2 protein-coding genes are annotated in these 22480 nt (G+C 30.6%); both read right to left on the bottom strand.

Going from position 1 to position 22480, the window contains the following annotated elements:
* Positions 1-18: 18 nt before the first annotated feature.
* Positions 19-14844 (bottom strand): non-ribosomal peptide synthetase, encoded by a 14826-nt coding sequence (locus CLFE_RS06860; RefSeq protein WP_250944744.1) that lies wholly within the window; start codon positions 14842-14844, stop codon positions 19-21.
* Positions 14845-14943: 99 nt separating this feature from the next.
* Positions 14944-22464, bottom strand: coding sequence for a non-ribosomal peptide synthetase (locus CLFE_RS06855; protein ID WP_250944742.1), 7521 nt, complete (start codon positions 22462-22464; stop codon positions 14944-14946).
* Positions 22465-22480 lie beyond the last annotated feature (16 nt).

Genomic DNA, 22480 nt, shown 5'->3' with positions numbered 1-22480 from the left:
CTCCCTTATATATAGATATTATATCGAAATTATTGAATCAACAAACATTTCAATGAATTCCTTTTCTTTTTCAATTATTTTATACATTTTTTCAACACTCAATTTAAAATTTTCAGCAATAAATTTTCCTGAATACATATATCTCCCAAGATAAATTCTAACATTCTCCCATAATTCTATTATTTCAATAATTTTTTTGTAGTAAGTTGTATTCTTTCCCAATACATGTTCTATCCTATACTTTTCAACATATTTAGCATTAATAATATGATTTATTCCTTCAACATAGCTTTCAACCTTTTCTTTTATAGTTTTTTCATTTATTATTACATCTGAATACATTTGAACAAATTTCTGTAATTCATTCAAACCTTTATATAACTCTTCCTTCTTCAACAAAATATTTTTAATCAAAGTTTTCTTTTGCAATTTATCTAATTCATCTTTTGCTATCATATTAGATTTATTTTCTTTAACATTAACTATTTCAAAATATGTTGGTTCTTTTTTACTGAAATTTTTAATATATCCCAAATAAGAATTTTTCAAATCTTCAAATGACATAGTTGCTTTGCTATACGTAAGATTATCTTTATGACTATGCTCAATTACATTAAATTTTTTTGTATTTAAATTAAATCCGTATACTAATAATGCATGTGACCAATGAATTTTTTTGTATGTGTCTTGCCTTATAGAACTATAATAACAGTCTATTGTTATTATAACAGGACTTTCTTTTTTTATAGCTTTAATAATATCATCTATGATATCATTAGAAATATCCTTTCCACAAATATCAATTCCTTCCTCATATAGAATATCTTTTATTGGATTACATCCTATATATTGTATATCTATATAAGCTTTCTCAGCATTATAATCATATACTAAAACATCATTTATTAAAAATAATAAAATATTTTTGTTGTAATGTTTAATCACTGGGAAAAGCGCATTGTAATAGCAGTTTTTATAAAATATATCGTTAAATGGTTCTATATTATCAATACAATTGTCATTGCAGTCTATAGATACTTTTTCAGGAATATTTACATCTTCTTCTAAATCTTTTATATCCATTTCTTCTCCTGTAATATAATTCTCAATCTGATAAGGTGTCTTATACTTAAATATATCTCTGACTTTAAAAGCAAAATTGTACTTATTCATTTCGACTTCAAATTTAATTGCAAGTAATGAATGACCTCCAAGTTCAAAAAAATCATCGTTTATTCCTACCTTTTTTACATTAAGTACTTTAGAAAATATTGTACATATTAAAGCTTCTATATCATTTCTTGGTGCTATATATTCTTTTTCGCTCTTTACTTCTATCTTTGGAAGTGCTTTTTTGTCTAACTTACCATTCCTTGTTACCGGTATATTTTCTATCTGCATCATATATGCTGGTATCATGTAATCAGGCAGGTTTTTCTCAAGTTCTTCTCTTATTTCACTTACATTTATCTCTTCATCTGATACTATATATGCATTTATTGATTTTTCCTTATTTTCATCTTCTCTTACTATTACAACTGCATCTTTTACTCTATCTATCTTCCTTAGTGCGCTTTCTATCTCTCCTAATTCTATTCTAAAGCCTCTTATCTTTACCTGCTCATCTATTCTTCCTAAATATTCTATATTCCCATCCGGAAGCCACCTTGCAAGATCTCCTGTCCTATACAGTTTGCCTTCTCCATAAGGATTATCCACAAACTTTTCTGCTGTAAGTTCCGGTCTATTAAGATACCCTCTTGCTACTCCTACTCCAGCTATACATAATTCCCCAGGCATTCCTATTCCACAAAGTTGTAATCCTCTAAGGATATAAACTTCGGTATTTGAAACAGGTTTTCCTATTGGTATCTTTTCTATAATATCATTATGCTCAATAGGATACCATGTTGCAAGTGTCGTAGTTTCTGTTGGTCCATATAAATTAACAAGTTTAATTTTCTTATTTTTAGTCAGCAGCTTTCTTACATAAATTTCTGAAGATTTTTCTCCTCCAAACATTAAAGTTTTCAATCCATTAAAAACTGTACAATCTATACTTACTATTTGATTAAATAATGCTGTTGTTAAAAACATTGTATTAATATTATTATCTTCTATTATTCTTTTTAAATTTTTTATTTCTAAGAATTCATTTTTATTTGCAAGATACAATCTTCCTGCATTCAATAATGTTCCCCATATTTCAAAAGTAGCTGCATCAAAAGATATAGATCCAGTTTGCAGCATTCTAACATCTTCAAACCTGAAATAATTTGAGTTTTTTACCAGTCTTATTATACTTTTATGCTCTATCATTGTTCCTTTAGGTTTCCCTGTTGTACCTGAAGTATATATACAACATGCTAAATCATTTGGCTTATTTACTTTTTCAAAGTTTGTCCCTTCACACTCCCATATTGTTTTTTCTTCAAGATTTATTACTTGTACTTTCGTTTTTACTCCTGCCTTATATACTAATATTGCCTTTGGCTTGCAATCTTGAATCATATACTTTATTCTATCCTCTGGATACTTAGGATCTATTGGTACATAAGCTCCTCCTGCTTTAATTATTCCGTATATTCCAACTATCATCTCTATGCTTCGTTCTGCTATTATTGCTACAAAATCATCTGGCTTTACATTTAGCTCTCTTAGTTTTCTTGCCACTTGATTTACTTTTCTATTTAATTCTGCATATGTTAACTGTTTATCTTCAAACACCACTGCTGTATTATCTGGTGTCTTTTTTACCTGCTCCTCAAATAACTCTACTAATGTTTTATCCTTAGGATAATCTGTTTTTGTATCATTGAAGGTATTTAATATTAGCTCTCTTTCATCCTCTGTTATTACTTCAATGTCAGACACCTTAACATCTTCATTTTTCGATATTTTCACAAGTACTTTTTCTAGACGGTTTAGTACTATCTCTATTTCACCCTTGTCATATTCATTTGGATTATACATAATGCTGCACATTAATTGTTCATCATTAGCATAAGCTCCTAAGGTTATTGCATAATTCGTTTGTTCTCTTGCAGCTTCATATTTTATCTGTAATGCTCCTTCACCACTGCTTAAATTACTCTCGTCAACATAATAATTTTCAAAAGCAAATATTGTCTTTATCAAATCTGATTTTTGCTGAGTTTCATTTTGTATTTCTGCAAGAGAACAATAATCATAACTATTTCCATCTATCCCTTGCTGCTTAAGTTCTTTAAGAAGCGTCCTTATTGTTGTTCTCTCATCGCATTTTACTCTGAATGGAATTGTATTTATAAACAATCCTACTGTTTTCTCTATTCCTTTTATATCTGCATTACGGCCTGAAACTACCTTGCCGAATACCACATCATTTGTTCCATTATACCTTTGAAGTACTATTCCCCACGCTGCTTCTACTATATTATTTATAGTAACATTATTTAATCTAGCCACTTTAAATAACTTTTCACTTGTTTCCTTAGGCACATTTATTCCAGCTTCTTTTACTTGCTCCTCTGTAGGATGTGTTTTCTTAATTGGCTTTATTTCTGCCACTCCATCATAATCCGATAATAATTCTTTCCAGTACTCTATTCCTTCTTCCTTATCCTGCTTTTTAACCCAACTTATATATTCTCCATATTCTGCTGTTTCCATTTTCTCTTTATCTACTCTTCGTTCCATTTCAGAGATACTTTTGCCAGCTTTAAGCCCTTTATAATACCTCATAAAATCTCCGAATATTATAGACCAACACCATCCGTCTACTATAATATGATGCATAGTCCAGATCAGCTTACTACTTTCATCATCGAGAACAATATATTTAATCCTCATAAGTTTATCTTTCTGTAAATTGAATCCTCTTTTAACATCAAGTTTTTCTATTTCCAACACTTTTTTATTCTGCTGAGCTTTATTTAATTTTGATAAGTCTTCTTTTTTATATTCTATTTCTCTATTCTTTAATACAACTTGTCTGGGTTTGGATATTTTCTCATACATTATCACTGTTCTTAGTACATCGTGTTTTCTTCCAAGTAATTTAAGTGCATCTTGAATTTTCTCCTCATCAATTTTTTCGCTAAAGGCAAACACTTTCTGTATTACATAATTACTAGATTTATTATCTAGTAATCTTTGATACAATATTCCTTCTTGCAATGGAGTAAGTGAATATATATCCATTACATATGCTTTCTTATAATTGAAGTAACTAGTTAACACTTCAAAATCTTCCGTTGTTATTTCTTCTTTTGAATAATCCGACATGGTCCTAATTCTTTGTTCCTTATTAACACAATACATAATAATTTCATTTAAGCTATTTCTATACAACTTTGCAAATTCTTCAATAGTATCCTGCATATATTTATTTTTATCATACGTTATTGAAAAACTCAGCTGACTTTGTATTACACTTCCATTAATATTAATTGTTCCTGGAAGCCTATTTTCTTCTGCTGTACTTATTCCACTTGAATAATCTGTACTATTTTTATTTTCCGCATCCATTTCACCTAGATAATTGAAATAGATATCTGCTCTTACTTTTTCAAACTCACTTTTCAACAAACCATAACCCATTCCATGGTTTGGCACCTTTCTTAACATTTCCTTTGTAGATACTATGCTTTCTTGTATGTCTTCTGTACATTCTACTATTATAGGATACATAATTGTAAACCAGCCTACTGTCCTGTATATATCTATTTTCTTATGAATTTCCTCACGTCCATGCCCTTCAAGCACCACTGCTGTCTTATTCTGACCTGTTAACTTCTTCACAGATATTCCTATTGCACTAATCAATAAATCATTTATCTCCGTATTAAATGCTCTTCCAACATTATACATAAGATCCTTAGTCTCTGATTTACTAAAGGATATATTTATATTTCCATAGCCACTTTTAATGCAGCTGCTATCTCCTTTTATTTCTCCATCCTTAATTTTAGATACAACTTTACTCCAGTATCCTCTTTCATTTTCCAGTATCTTACTACTTTTATATTCAGAAAGTGCTTCTCCCCAATCTTTATATGATGCTGTCTTTCTAGGTAATACTATCTCTTCTCCATTTTTTAACTGCGTTAATACTGTATTGAAATCCTCCAATAATATTCTCCAGGATACTCCATCAACCGCAAGATGATGTATACATATCATCATATAATTTGCACTTTGGGTTTTAAATAAGCCTACCTTCATAAGAGGTCCATTCTCAAGACTAATACTACTTTGAAGTTTTCCACATTCTTTTTCTACTATATAATGTGTATTATTTTCATTTCTCAAATCATACACATTTAAATCATATTTTCTGCTTTCTATCATACTTAATATTTCAAGTTTTTTATTTCTATACACAGAACGTAAGACATCATGATGCTTTACTAAAACGTCAAGTACTTTACTTATCTCCTTTTCATTATCTGTATTAACTTTTATCATCATTGCCTGATTAAAGTGATGTGGCTTTTTTAATTTCCAGCCTTCAAAGGTTTCAATAATAGGTGTTGTTATAACTGCTCCTGTGATTTCACCTTGCTCATATTTTCTCTCTACTTCTAATACTGCACTATCTGCTATAGCCTCAACTGTGTATTTTTTCATTACGTCTTTTACTGAGACATCATATCCAGCTTCACGCATTTTCGATACTACACGTATTGCCTTTATAGAGTCACCTCCAAATTCAAAGAAACTGTCCTTTATTCCTACCCTATCTACTCCTAATATCTCTTCAAATATACTAACTACTTTTTCTTCTATATCATTTCTCGGTGCTATATATTCCTTTTCGCTCTTTGCTTCTATCTTTGGAAGTGCTTTCTTATCCAGTTTTCCATTTGCTGTTACTGGTATATTTTCTATCTGCATTATATATGCTGGTAGCATATAATCAGGCAGCGTTTTCTCAAGTTCTTCTCTTATTTCACTTACATTTATCTCTTTATCTGATACTATATACGCATTTATTGATTTTTCTTTATTTTCATCTTCTCTTGCTATTACCACTGCATCTTTTACTTTATCTATCTTTCTTAGTGTACTTTCTATTTCTCTTAGTTCTATTCTAAAGCCTCTTATCTTCACTTGATCGTCTATTCTGCCTAAATATTCTATATTACCATCTGGAAGCCATCTTGCAAGATCTCCTGTTCTATACAGCTTACCTTCTCCATATGGATTGTCCACAAATTTTTCTGCTGTTAACTCTGGTCTATTAAGATATCCTCTTGCTATTCCATCTCCACCTATGAAAATCTCACCTGGCACTCCTATGGGTAAAAGCTTATAGTTACTATCTACTATAAATATTTTAGTATTACTTATAGGTTTTCCTATTAACACTGAATTTCTATAATTTCCTTCATAATTATACCTATGAAGAGTACATCCAACAGTAGCCTCTGTTGGTCCATATTCATTTATTATTTCTATTTCATTTTCACATAATTTGCTAATAGACTTAGCTAATTTCTCAGTTAATTCCTCACCACCTACAATAATTCTTTTAATTGACTTATTTATAGCTTTCATTTCTTTTAATAATCTTAAATGTGATGGTGTTAACTTTATAATATATTTATTTTCTCCACTAAATAATATATCCTTAAATGTATCCATTGTATTGCATATGACTACTGTTTTTCCACTAATTAATGGAGTGAAAATAGATGGTACTGTTAAATCAAAGGATACAGACGTAAACAATGGCATAAGTAATTCTTTTTCATTTAAATAATGATTCTTGATATGTTGAAGATGATTATTTAATGATTTATGTTCAATCATAACACCCTTTGGCCTACCTGTCGTACCTGAAGTATATATACAATAAGCTAAATCATTTGGCTTATTTACCTTCTCTAAATTTGCAGTTTCACCTTGCCATACTGCTTTTTCCTCAAGATTTATTACTGTCATTTTCATTTCTGCTTCTGTTTCTACTTTATATACTACTAACGCTTTGGGTTTACAGTCTTCAAGCATGTACTTTATTCTATCCTTGGGATAGTTAGGATCCATTGGTACATACGCTCCTCCTGCTTTGATTATTCCGTAAATTCCAACTATCATTTCTATACTTCGTTCTGCCATTATTGCTACAAAATCATCAGGCTTTACACCTAATTCTCTCAGTTTTCTTGCCAGTTGATTTACTTTTCTATTTAACTCTGTATATGTTAACTGCTTATCTTCAAATACTAATGCTGTATTATCCGGTGTCTTTTCTACCTGCTCTTCAAATAAATCTACCACCGTTTTATCCTTAGGATACTCTACTTTTGTATCATTAAATGTATTTAATATTAAATTTCTTTCTTCTGCGGTTACTGCCTCAATTTCACTTATCTTTATTTCCACATTTTCAGTTATCTGATCAAGTATTCTTACATAGTGTTCTAATATTCTTTCAGCACTTTCTTCCTTAAACAAATCGCTGCAGTATTCTAATCCTATGACAACTTCATTATCTGTTTCATATATATTAAATGTCAAATCAAACTTTGCTATTTTACTTTTTTGATTTGCATATTCTATTCTTATATCATTTAAACTGTAATTTATTTCTTCATTATTTTGAAGTACAAGCATGACATCAAACAAAGGATTTCTTGACATATCTCTTCTTATGTCAAGTTCTTCTACAAGCTCTTCAAATGGATACTCCTGATTTTCATATGCCCTAATGCAGCTCTCTTTTATTTCTTGAAGAAATTCTATATATTCCTTGTTTCTCTCTGGGTATCCTCTCATTGCAAGTGTATTTACAAACATTCCAAGCATACCTTCGGTATCCTTATGAGTTCTTCCACTTATAGGACTTCCTATTACTATGTCTTCCTGCCTGCTGTACTTACTTAAAGTTATCATTGCTGCTGATAAAAATATCATGTATTCTGTAGTTCCTGTTTTACCTGCTGTACTATTTATTTTTTCTCCTAATTCTTTTTTAGTTTTTCTAAAAATCATTGCTCCTTTAAAGCTTTGTTCCTTTTGTCTTGCATAGTCAAGGGGCATATCTAATACTGGAATTTCTTCTTTAAATTCATTCACCCAATATTCTTTTTGCTTTGCTAAATCCCTTGTTTTCATCCACTCACTATAATCCTTATACTGATGGATCAATGGTTCAAGCTTATTTCCGTTATACAAAAGACTAAATTCTTTCATAAAGGTTCCCATACTCATTCCGTCACTTATAATATGATTCATATCTATTAAAAAGAGGTAACATTCTTCTCTCTTTACAAGCTTTACTCTAAATAAAGGTGCCTTTTCTAAATCAAATGGTCTTATAAAAGCATCTATAATATCTGCTTCATCTGTTTTCTTATCTTCTATAAATTCAAAATCAGCTTTAACATACTCCTGTATCCTTTGTACAGTTTCTCCATTTATCATTAAAAATTCTGTTCTTAATATTTCATGTCTATTTATCAATTCTTGCATGGCATTCTTTATTGCGTCTAAATTAACTTTTCCCCTAAGTTTCAAACTTTGAGGCATATTGTATACTATTCCTTGATCACCTATCTGCTGAATAAGATATGTTCTCTTCTGTACTGAAGACATATTATAATAATATTTTTTCTCCGCCTTAGGTATTGGTTCGTACTCTTTGCCTTTTTCAATATTTACTAGCCTGCTTAAGCCTTCTACAGTAGGATTTTCAAATATATTTTTTATGGGTAATCGTACTCCTGTTACTGCTTCTATTCTATTTATTGCCCTTGTCGCTCTAAGTGAATGTCCTCCAAGTTCAAAAAAGTTGTCCTTTATTCCTACTTTTTCTATTCCTAATATATCCTCAAATACCTCAACTATTTCTTTTTCTATATCATTTCTTGGTGCTATATATTCTTTTTCGCTCTTTGCTTCTATTTTGGGAAGTGCTTTCTTATCGAGTTTTCCATTTGCTGTTACTGGTATATTTTCTATCTGCATCATATATGCTGGTATCATATAATCAGGCAGCGTTTTCTCAAGTTCTTCTCTTATTTCACTTACAGTTATCTTTTCATCCGATACTATATATGCATTTATTGATTTTTCTTTATTTTCATCTTCTCTTACTATTACCACTGCATCTGTTACTTTATCTATCTTTCTTAGTGAGCTTTCTATTTCTCCTAATTCTATTCTAAATCCTCTTATCTTTACCTGCTCATCCATTCTTCCTAAATATTCTATATTTCCATCTGGAAGCCACCTTGCAAGATCTCCTGAGCGATACAGTTTGCCTTCTTCATATGGATTATCCACAAATTTTTCTGATGTTAACTCTGGTCTATTAAGATATCCTCTTGCTATTCCTGCTCCTGCTATGCATAACTCTCCCACAGTTCCTGGAGGCATAAGTTTATTATTCTTATCTAATATATATATTTGGGTATTATTTAAAGGTCTACCGATAGGAACGATTTTACCATAAGCTTTTCCTTTAATGTACTTATAAAAAGTTGTACAAATAGTAGCTTCTGTAGGTCCATATCCATTTATAATTTGCATATTTTCATTCAAGGTCATATATTCTTCTAATATATAATCTTGAATAGGCTCTACTCCTACAAGCATTTTATTAAGCTTAACCTTTTCTAATTTTAAAATATCATAAACTTCCCTTAGTATAGTAGGAGGTATATACGCAAAAGTTATGTCCTCACATATTATAGTTCTTGCTAACTTTTCAATATCTGGTACTATTTCGTTTTCAAAAATCACTAAAGTTGAGCCAAAAACAATAGGTGTGAATATTTCGCATATACTAACATCAAAAGAAATATTAGTTAGACTAAGGCACTTGTCACTTGTTCCCATATTTTTATCAAAGCTGTCATATATGTTAAATATAAAATTGCTTAATGCCTTATGTGTCACCATAACACCTTTCGGTCTGCCTGTTGACCCCGAAGTATATATTACATATGCTGAATTTTCAATATTATTAATTGAATCTATATTTGCATTTGGCATCATGTATATTTTTTCATCTTCTAATGCCATAATTTTTCCATTATATGAAACTTTATTTTTTAGATTCCACTGTGTCAATAAAAGTTTACATTTGCTATCTTCTAAAATATACTTGATTCTATCTTCAGGATAATTAGAACTTATAGGCATATATGTCCCACCAGCTTTAAGTATTCCTATTATCCCTACCATCATATCAAGTGAACGTTCTACTAAAAGCCCTACAATACTGTCTTCCTTTACTCCTTTTTCTCTTAGTGCCCTAGCTAAACTATTTGATTTTTCATTCAATTCTCTATAAGTTAATTTTTTATTTTCAAATACTACTGCTATATTATTAGGTGTCTTCTCTACCTGCTCCTCAAATAAATCTACCACTGTCTTATTCTTAGGATACTCTGCTTTTGTATCATTGAAGGTTTTTAATATTAGATTTCTTTCTTCAGAGGTTACTATTTCAATTTCACTAATCTTTCTTTCCACATTTTCAGTTATCTGTTCAAGTATTCTTTCATAGTGTGTTAATATCCTTTCAACACTTTCTTCCTTAAACAAATCGCTGCAATATTCTAATCCTATGCTAACTTCATTATCTGTTTCATATATATTAAACGTCAAATCAAACTTCGCTATTTTACTTTTTTGATGTGCATATTCTAATTGTATGCCATTTAAACTACACTCAATTTTTTCATTATTTTGAAGTACAAGCATAACATCAAATAAAGGATTTCTTGACATATCCCTTCTTATATCAAGCTCTTCTATAAGTTCTTCAAATGGATACTCTTGATTTTCATATGCCTTAATGCAGCTCTCTTTTATTTCACTAAGAAATTCTATATATTTCTTATTTCCTTCTGGGTATCCTCTCATTGCAAGTGTATTTACAAACATTCCAAGCATACCTTCGGTATCCTTATGAGTTCTTCCACTTATAGGACTTCCTATTACTATATCTTCCTGTCTGCTGTACTTACTTAAAGTTATCATTACTGCTGATAAAAATATCATGTATTCTGTAGTTCCTGTTTTACCTGCTGTAATTTTTATTTTTTCTCCTAATTCTTTTTTAGTTTTTATAAAAATCATTGTTCCTTTAAAGCTTTGTTCTTTTGGCCTTGTATAGTCAAGGGGCATATCTAATACTGGAATTTCTTCTTTAAATTCATTCATCCAATATTCTTTTTGCTTTGCTAAATCCCTTTTTTTCATCCATTCACTATAATCCTTATATTGATGAGTCAATGGTTCAAGCATATTTCCGTTATACAAAAGACTAAATTCTTTCATAAAAGTTCCCATACTCATTCCATCACTTATAATATGATTCATATCTATTAAAAATAGGTAACATTCTTCTCTCTTTACAAGCTTTATTCTAAATAAAGGCGCCTTTTCTAAATCAAATGGTCTTATAAAAGCATCTATAATATCTGCTTCCTGTGTTTTCTTATCTTCTATAAATTCAAAGTCAGCCTTAACATACTCCTGTATTCTTTGTACAGGTTCTCCATTTATCATTAAAAATTCTGTTCTTAATATTTCATGTCTATTTATTAGTTCTTGCATAGCATTCTTTATTGCGTCTAAATTAACTTTTCCTCTCAGCCTTAAACTTTGAGGCATATTGTATACTGTTCCTTGATCACCCATCTGTTGAATAAGATATGTTCTCTTCTGCGTTGAGGACATAGTATAGTAATCCTTTTTCTCTGCCTTAGGTATTGGTTCGTACGCTTCTCCTTTTTCAAGGTTTACTAGCCTGCTTAAGCCTTCTACAGTAGGATTCTCAAATATACTTTTTAGGGGTAATCGTACTCCTGTTACTGCCTCTATTCTATTTATTACTCTTGTTGCCCTGAGTGAATGTCCTCCAAGTTCAAAGAAATCGTCCTTTATTCCTACTTTTTCTATTCCTAATATCTCCTCAAATACCTCAACTATTTCTTTTTCTATATCATTTCTTGGTGCTATATATTCTTTTTCACTCTTTGCTTCTATTTTAGGAAGTGCTTTCTTATCAAGTTTTCCATTTGGTGTTACTGGTATATTTTCTATCTGCATAATATACGCTGGTATCATATAATCAGGCAGCGTTTTCTCAAGTTTTTCTCTTATTTCACTTACAGTTATCTTTTCATCCGATACTATATATGCATTTATTGATTTTTCTTTATTTTCATCTTCTTTTACTATTACAACTGCATCTTTTACTTTAGCTGTTTTTCTTAGTGCGCTTTCTATTTCTCCTAATTCTATTCTAAAGCCTCTTATCTTTACCTGATCATCTATTCTTCCTAAATATTCTATATTACCATCTGGAAGCCACCTTGCAAGATCTCCTGTTCGGTACATCTTTCCTTCTCCATATGGATTGTCCACAAACTTTTCTGCTGTTAACTCTGGTCTATTAAGATATCCTCTTGCCACTCCTGCTCCTGCTATACATAATTCCCCAGGCATTCCTATTCCACAAAGTTGTAATCCTCTAAGGATATAAACTTCAGTATTTGAAACAGGTTTTCCTATTGGTATATTTTCTTTAATATCATTACGATCAATAGGATACCATGTTGCAAGTGTTGTAGTTTCTGTTGGTCCATATAAATTAACAAGTTTAATTTTCTTATTTTTAGTCAGCAGCTTTCTTACATAAATTTCTGAAGCTTTTTCTCCTCCAAACATTAAAGTTTTCAATCCATTAAAAACTGTACAGTCTATACTTACTATTTGATTAAATAATGCTGTTGTTAAAAACATTGTATTAATATTATTATCTTCTATTATTCTCTTTAAATTTTTCATTTCTAAGAATTCATTTTTATTTGCAAGATACAATCTTCCTGCATTCAATAATGTTCCCCATATTTCAAAAGTAGCTGCATCAAAAGATATAGATCCAGTTTGCAGCATTCTAACATCTTCAAACCTGAAATAATTTGAGTTTTTTACCAGTCTTATTATACTTTTATGCTCTATCATTGTTCCTTTAGGTTTCCCTGTTGTACCTGAAGTATATATACAACATGCTAAATCATTTGGCTTATTTACCTTTTCAAGATTTACAGTTTCACCTTCCCATACTGTTTTTTCCTCAAGATTTATTACTGGCATTTTCATTTCTGCTTCTGTTTCTACTCTATATATTACTAACGCTTTAGGCTTACAGTCTTCAAGCATATACTTTATTCTATCCTCTGGATAGTTGGGATCTATTGGTACATAAGCTCCTCCTGCTTTAATTATTCCGTATATTCCAACTATCATCTCTATGCTTCGTTCTGCTATTATTGCTACAAAATCATTTGACTTAACATTTAACTCTCTTAGTTTTCTTGTTACTTGATTTACTTTTCTATTTAATTCTGCATATGTTAGCTGTTTATTTTCAAACACCACTGCTGTATTATCTGGTGTCTTTTTTACCTGCTCTTCAAATAACTCTACTAATGTTTTATCCTTAGGATAATCTGTTTTTGTATCATTGAAGGTATTTAATATTGTCTCTCTTTCATCCTCTGTTATTACTTCAATGTCAGACACTTTAACATCTTCATTTTTGGATATTTTCACAAGTACTTTTTCTAGACGGTTTAGTACTATCTCTATTTCACCCTTGCCATATTCATTTGGATTATACATAATGCTGCACGTTAATTGGTCATCATTAACATAAGCCTTTAAACTTATTGCATAATTCGTTTGTTCTCTTGCAGCTTCATATTCTACCTGAAATCCTTCTTCACCACTGCTTAAATTACTCTCGTCAACATAATAATTTTCAAAAGCAAATAATGTCTTTATCAAATCTGATTTTTGTCTTGTTTGATTTTGTATTTCTGCAAGAGAACAATAATCATAACTATCTCCATCTATGCCCTGTTGTTTAAGTTCTTTAAGGAGATTACATATTGTCATATTTTTATCACACTTTACTCTAAATGGAATTGTATTTATAAACAATCCTACTGTTTTCTCTATTCCTTTTATATCTGAATTACGGCCTGAAACTACCTTACCGAATACCACATCATTTGTTCCGTTATAGCTTTGAAGCACTATTCCCCACGCTGCTTCTACTATATTATTTATAGTAACATTATTTAATCTAGACACTTGAAATAACTTCTCGCTTACTTCCTTATGCACATTTATTCCAACTTCTTTTACTTGTTCATCTGTAGGATGTGGTTTCTCAATTGGCTTTATTTCTGCCACTCCATCATAATCCGATAATAATTCCTTCCAGTACTCTATTCCTTCTTCCTTATCCTGCTTTTCGACCCACCTTATATATTCTCCATACTCTGCAGTTTCTTTCTTCTCATCATCTACTATTTTCTCCATTTCAGAAATACTTTTGCCAGCTTTAAGCCCTTTATAATACCTCATAAAATCTCCGAATATTATAGGCAAACACCATCCGTCTACTATAATATGATGCATACTAACCAAAAACACATACTTTTCTTCAATAAAACTAGCAATAGTTAATCTTAATAAACTATCATTTTGTAAATCAAATCCTCGATTCAAATCACTAGATTTTATTTCTTCTACAATAGACTCATTAACAGCTTTATTGACTTCTATAAATTTAATTTCTAACTTTCTATCTTCTAAAACAACCTGCCAAGGTCTTCCCGTTGATTTTGGAATTACAACTGATGTTTTAAGCGAATCATGCTTTCTTGCTATTAAATCTAAAGCTTTTTTAATAAATTTCAGATTTATTTTACCTTGTACCAAAAAAAGATTTTGAATATGGTAACTATTGTCTTTGTCATTTCTAATTTTATTAAATAACATTCCTTCTTGCATAGGAGTTAACGAATATATTGATTTTATGTTTTTATCCATATTTTTTCTTCCTTTCGCTGTTAAGTGTTAGAAATGTACATTTATTACTATATAAATGTACATTTTCAATGCAGCTTATCTTTAGCTGCCAACAATTATTTATTTAAATAAATTAGTAATTTCATCTAACTCAATTGATTTTAACTGTATGCTTCCAAAATCAGATGCGGTTCTAATAGTTTGATTTTGATTACTACAATACATAATAATTTCATTTAAGCTATTTCTATACAACTTTGCAAATTCTTCAATAGTATCCTGCATATATTTATTTCTATCATACATTATTGAAAAACTCAGCTTATCTTGCATTACACTTCCATTAATATTAATCGCTCCTGGAAGCCTATTTTCTTCTGCTATGCTTATTCCACTTGAATAATCTGTGCTATTTTTATTTTCAGCATCCATTTCACCTAGATAATTGAAATATATATCTGCACTTACTTTTTCAAACTCACTTTTCAACAAACCATAACCCATTCCATGGTTTGGCACCTTTCTTAACATTTCCTTTGTAGATACTATACTTTCCTGTATGTCTTCTGTACATTCTACTATTATAGGATACATACTTGTAAACCAGCCTACTGTTCTGTCTATGTCTATTTTCTTATGAATTTCCTCACGTCCATGCCCTTCAAGAACTACTGCTGTCTTATTCTGACCTGTTAACTTCTTTACAGATATTCCTATTGCACTAATCAATAAATCATTTATTTCCGTATTAAATGCTCTTCCAGCATTATACATAAGATTCTTAGTTTCTGATTTACTAAAGGATATATTTATATTTCCATAGCCACTTTCACTGCAGCTGCTGTCTCCTTTTATTTCTCCGTCCTTAATATTAGATACAACTTTACTCCAGTATTCTCTTTCTTTTTTCAGTATATTACTATTTTTGTATTCTGAAAGTGCTTCTCCCCAATCCTTATATGATGCTGTCTTGCTAGGTAATACTATCTCTTCTCCATTTTTTAACTGCATTAATACTGTGTTGAAATCTTCCGATAATATTCTCCAGGATACTCCATCAATCACAAGATGATGTATACATATCATCATATAATTTCCATTTTGGATTTTAAATAAGCCTACCTTCATAAGAGGTCCATTCTCAAGACTAATACTACTTTGAAGCTTTCCACATTCTTTTTCTACTATATAATGCGTATTATTTTTATTTCTCAAATCATACACATTTAAATCATATTTTTTGCTTTCTCTCATACTTAATATTTCAAGTTTTTTATTTCTATACACAGAACGCAAGACATCATGATGTTTTACTAAAACGTCAAGTACTTTACTTATCTCATTTTCATTATCTGTATTAACTTTTATCATCATTGCCTGATTAAAGTGATGAGGCTTTTTTAGTTTCCAAGCTTCAAAGATTTCAATAATAGGTGTTGTTATAACTGTTCCTATAACTTCACCTTGATTATATTTTCTTCTCACTTCTAATATGGCACTATCTGCTATAGCCTCAACTGTGTATTTTTTCATTATGTCTTTTACTGATACAGCATATCCAGCTTCACGCATTTTCGATACTACACGTATTGCCTTTATAGAATCGCCTCCCAGTTCAAAGAAGCTGTCCTTTATTCCTACCCTATCTAATCCTAATATTTCTTCAAATATCTCAGTTATCTTTTCTTCAACATCATTTCTTGGTGCTGCATATTCCTTTTCGCTCTTTGCTTCTATCTTTGGAAGTGCTTTCTTATCGAGTTTTCCATTTGCTGTTAGTGGTATATTTTCTATCTGCATCATATATGCTGGTATCATATAATCAGGCAGCGTTTTCTCAAGTTCTTTTCTTATTTCACTTACAGTTATCTCTTCATCTGATACTATATATGCATTTATTGATTTTTCCTTATTTTCATCTTCTCTTACTATTACCACTGCATCTTTTACTTTATCTATTTTTCTTAGTACACTTTCTATCTCTCCTAGTTCTATTCTAAAGCCTCTTATTTTTACCTGCTCATCTATTCTGCCTAAATATTCTATATTACCATCTGGAAGCCACCTTGCAAGATCTCCTGAGCGATACAGTTTGCCTTCTCCATATGGATTGTCCACAAACTTTTCTGCTGTCAGTTCGGGTCTATTAAGATATCCTCTTGCCACTCCTGCTCCTGCTATACATAACTCACCTGGTATCCCTATTCCACAAATACTATTTTCATTTAATATATATATCTGCACATTGCTTATAGGCTTCCCTATAGGAATTTTTTTAGATATTTCTTCTCCATTTTTATATTCCCAGTGCGTTGCACTTACTGTATTTTCAGTTGGTCCATATGCATTTATGTACTTTGAATTTTCTGTCTTTTCTATCAACTCTTTACTTGACTCTGAACCTGCTGTAATAATTATTCTAGGCTCAAATTCATTCATTTGTATATAATAATTTGGTGGAAATGTAGCAACTGTAACTTTATTCCTTTGTGCATATTCCTGTACTTTTTGTACATCTAATCTTATTGAATCAGGAACAATTACTAAAGTACCTCCTATTAAAATTGCCATAGTCATTTCAGAAACAGACGCATCAAAAACTATATTAGCAAATTGAAGAATTTTATCTTCTTTAGATATTGGTACTTTATTTTCATAATAACTTTTCATATTTATTATGCCTTTATGCTCAATCATGACACCCTTTGGCCTACCAGTTGTACCTGATGTATATATACAATAGGCTAAATCATTTGGCTTATTTACCTTCTCTAAATTTGCAGTTTCACCTTCCCATACTGCTTTGTCTTCAAGATTTATTATTGGGATTTTCGTTTCTACTTCTGCTTTACATAGTAATATTGCTTTTGGCATGAAGTCTTCAAGCATATACTTTATTCTATCCTTCGGATAGTTAGGATCTATTGGCACATACGCTCCTCCTGCTTTTATTATTCCGTATATTCCAACTATCATTTCTATGCTTCGTTCTGCAATTATTGCTACAAAATCATCCGGCTTTACACCTAATTCTCTTAGTTTTCTTGCCACTTGATTTACTTTTCTGTTTAATTCTGAATATGTTAACTGGTTATCTTCAAATATTAATGCTATATTATCTGGGGTCTTTTCTACCTGCTCCTCAAATAAATCTACCACCGTTTTATCCTTAGGATACTCTGCTTTTGTATCATTGAAGTTTTTTAATATTAAATTTCTTTCTTCAGGGGTTACTATTTCAATTTCACTAATCTTTCTTTCCACATTTTCAGTTATCTGTTCAAGTATTCTTACATAGTGTGTTAATATCCTTTCAGCACTTTCTTCCTTAAACAAATCGCTGCAGTATTCTAATCCTATGCCAACTTCATTATCTGTTTCATATATATTAAACGTTAAATCGAACTTTGCTATTTTACTTTTTTGATTTGCATATTCTATTCTTACATCATTTAAACTGTAATTTATTTCTTCATTATTTTGAAGTACAAGCATAACATCAAATAAAGGATTTCTTGACATATCTCTTCTTATATCAAGCTCTTCCACTAATTCTTCAAATGGATACTCTTGATTTTCATATGCCTTAATGCAGCTTTCTTTTATTTCACTAAGAAATTCTATATATTTCTTATTTCCTTCTGGGTATCCCCTCATTGCAAGTGTATTTACAAACATTCCAAGCATACCTTCGGTATCCTTATGAGTTCTTCCACTTATAGGACTTCCTATTACTATGTCTTCCTGTCTGCTGTACTTACTTAAAGTTATCATTGCTGCTGATAAAAATATCATGTATTCTGTAGTTCCTGTTTTACCTGCTGTACTATTTATTTTTTCTCCTAATTCTTTTTTAGTTTTTATAAAAATCATTGTTCCTTTAAAGCTTTGTTCTTTTGGCCTTGTATAGTCAAGGGGCATATCTAATACTGGAATTTCTTCTTTAAATTCATTCATCCAATATTCTTTTTGCTTTGCTAAATCCCTTTTTTTCATCCATTCACTATAATCCTTATATTGATGAGTCAATGGTTCAAGCATATTTCCGTTATACAAAAGACTAAATTCTTTCATAAAAGTTCCCATACTCATTCCATCACTTATAATATGATTCATATCTATTAAAAATAGGTAACATTCTTCTCTCTTTACAAGCTTTATTCTAAATAAAGGCGCCTTTTCTAAATCAAATGGTCTTATAAAAGCATCTATAATATCTGCTTCCTGTGTTTTCTTATCTTCTATAAATTCAAAGTCAGCCTTAACATACTCCTGTATTCTTTGTACAGGTTCTCCATTTATCATTAAAAATTCTGTTCTTAATATTTCATGTCTATTTATTAGTTCTTGCATAGCATTCTTTATTGCGTCTAAATTAACTTTTCCTCTCAGCCTTAAACTTTGAGGCATATTGTATACTGTTCCTTGATCACCCATCTGTTGAATAAGATATGTTCTCTTCTGCGTTGAGGACATAGTATAGTAATCCTTTTTCTCTGCCTTAGGTATTGGTTCGTACGCTTCTCCTTTTTCAAGGTTTACTAGCCTGCTTAAGCCTTCTACAGTAGGATTCTCAAATATACTTTTTAGGGGTAATCGTACTCCTGTTACTGCCTCTATTCTATTTATTACTCTTGTTGCCCTGAGTGAATGTCCTCCAAGTTCAAAGAAATCGTCCTTTATTCCTACTTTTTCTATTCCTAATATCTCCTCAAATACCTCAACTATTTCTTTTTCTATATCATTTCTTGGTGCTATATATTCTTTTTCACTCTTTGCTTCTATTTTAGGAAGTGCTTTCTTATCAAGTTTTCCATTTGGTGTTACTGGTATATTTTCTATCTGCATAATATACGCTGGTATCATATAATCAGGCAGCGTTTTCTCAAGTTTTTCTCTTATTTCACTTACAGTTATCTTTTCATCCGATACTATATATGCATTTATTGATTTTTCTTTATTTTCATCTTCTTTTACTATTACAACTGCATCTTTTACTTTAGCTGTTTTTCTTAGTGCGCTTTCTATTTCTCCTAATTCTATTCTAAAGCCTCTTATCTTTACCTGATCATCTATTCTTCCTAAATATTCTATATTACCATCTGGAAGCCACCTTGCAACATCTCCTGATCGATACATCTTACCTTCTCCATATGGATTGTCCACAAACTTTTCTGCTGTTAACTCTGGTCTATTAAGATATCCTCTTGCTATTCCTGCTCCTGCTATACATAACTCTCCAGGCATTCCTATTCCACACATACTGTTGTTATTTAATATATATATCTGTACATTACTTATAGGCTTTCCTATAGGAATTTTTTTAGGTATTTCTTCTCCATTTTTATATTCCCAATGTGTTGCACTTACAGTATTTTCAGTTGGTCCATATGCATTTATATACTTTGAATTTTCTGTCTTTTCTATTAACTCTTTACTTGAATCTGAACCTGCTGTAATAATTATTCTAGGCTGAAATTCATTCATTTGTATATAATAATTTGGTGGAAATGTAGCAACTGTAACTTTATTCCTTTGTGCATATTCTTGTACTTTTTGTACATCTAATCTTATTGAATCAGGAACAATTACTAAACTGCCTCCTATTAAAATTGCCATAGTCATTTCAGAAACAGATGCATCAAAAACTATATTAGCAAATTGAAGAATTTTATCTTCTTTAGATATTGGTACTTTATTTTCATAATAACTTTTCATATTTATTATGCCCTTATGCTCTACCATAACACCCTTTGGCCTACCTGTTGTACCTGATGTATATATACAATAGGCTAAATCATTTGGCTTATTTAACTTTTTAAGATTTGCAGTTTCACCTTCCCATACTGCTTTTTCCTCAAGATTTATTACTGGTACTTTCGTTTTAACATCTGCTCTATACACTAATATGACTTTTGGAGTACAGTCTTCAAGCATATACTTTATTCTATCCTCTGGGTAGTTAGGATCTATTGGTACGTAAGCTCCTCCTGCTTTTATTATTCCGTATATTCCAACTATCATTTCTATGCTTCGTTCTGCCACTATTGCTACAAAATCATCAGGTTTTATGCCTAGTTTCCTAAGCTTTCTTGCCACTTGATTTACTTTTCTGTTTAATTCTGAATATGTTAACTGTTTATCTTCAAATATTAATGCTGTATTATCTGGGGTCTTTTCTACCTGCTCCTCAAATAAATCTACCACCGTTTTATCCTTAGAATAATATGCTTTTGTATCATTGAAGGTTTTTAATACCAGCTCTCTTTCTTCTTCTGTTATTACTTCAATATCCGATACCTTAACATCTTCATTTTCTGATATTTTAATAAGTACCTTTCCTACTCGATTTAGTATTGTCTCTATTTCACCTTTATCATATTCATTTGGATTGTACATCATGGTATACACTAATTGGTCCTCATTAACATAAGCTTTTAAACCTATTGCATAATCCGTTTGTTCTCTTGCAGCTTCATATTTTACCTGTAATGCTCCTTCACTACTTCTTAAATTACTCTCGTCAACGTAATAATTTTCAAAAGCAAATATTGTCTTTATCAAATCTGATTTTTGCTGAGTTTCATTTTGTATTTCTGCTAACGAACAATAATCATAACTATTTCCATCTATTCCTTGTTGCTTAAGTTCTTTAAGAAGAGTCCTTATTGTTGTTCTTTCATCGCATTTTACTCTAAACGGAATTGTATTTATAAACAATCCTACTGTTTTCTCTATTCCTCTTATATCTGCATTACGTCCTGAAACTACCTTGCCGAATACCACATCATTTGTTCCGTTATATCTTTGAAGCACTATTGCCCATGCCGCTTCTACTATATTATTTATAGTAACATTATTTAATCTAGCCACTTGAAATAACTTTTCACTTACTTCCTTAGAACTAATTATTTCAGCTTCTTTTACCTGTTCCTCTGTAGGATTTGGTTTCTTGATTGGCTTTATTTCTGCCACTCCATCATAGTCTGATAATAATTCTTTCCAGTATTCTATTCCTTCCTCCTTATCCTGCTTTTCAATCCAGCTTATATATTCTCCATATTCTGCTGTTTCCATTTTCTCTTTATCTACTATTCGTTCCATTTCAGAAATACTTTTACCAGCTTTAAGCTCTTTATAATACCTCATAAAATCTCCGAATATTATAGACAAACACCATCCGTCCACTATAATATGATGCATAGTCCAGATCAGCTTACTACTTTCATCATCGAGAACTATATATTTCACCCTTATAAGTGTATCTTTCTGTAAATTGAATCCTCTTTTAATATCAAGTTTTTCTATTTCCAACACTTTTTTATTCTGCTCAGCTTGATTTAATGTTGATAAGTCTTCTCTTTTATATTCTATTTCTCTATTCTTTAATACAACTTGTCTTGGTTTTGATATTTTCTCATGCATTATTACTGTTCTTAGTGCATCGTGTTTTTTTTCAAGTAATTTAAGTGCATCTTGAATTTTCTCCTCATCAATTTTTCCGCTAAAACTAAGTACATTCTGTATTACATAACTACTAGATTTATTATCTAATAAGCTTTGATACAACATGCCTTCTTGCAATGAAGTAAGTGAATAGATGTTTGATATAGATGATTTTACAATTTCGCCTTTACTCATAATTATTTTTCACTTT

The sequence above is a fragment of the Clostridium felsineum DSM 794 genome, assembly GCF_002006355.2.
Lineage (GTDB): Bacteria > Bacillota > Clostridia > Clostridiales > Clostridiaceae > Clostridium_S > Clostridium_S felsineum.
This window is presented reverse-complemented; position numbering and strand designations above follow the sequence as displayed.

Bases quoted from the DNA above. Each gene is read 5' to 3' on its own strand.
- CLFE_RS06860 (WP_250944744.1), bottom strand. From the start codon at position 14,844: ATGGATAAAAACATAAAATCAATATATTCGTTAACTCCTATGCAAGAA.
- CLFE_RS06855 (WP_250944742.1), bottom strand. From the start codon at position 22,464: ATGAGTAAAGGCGAAATTGTAAAATCATCTATATCAAACATCTATTCA.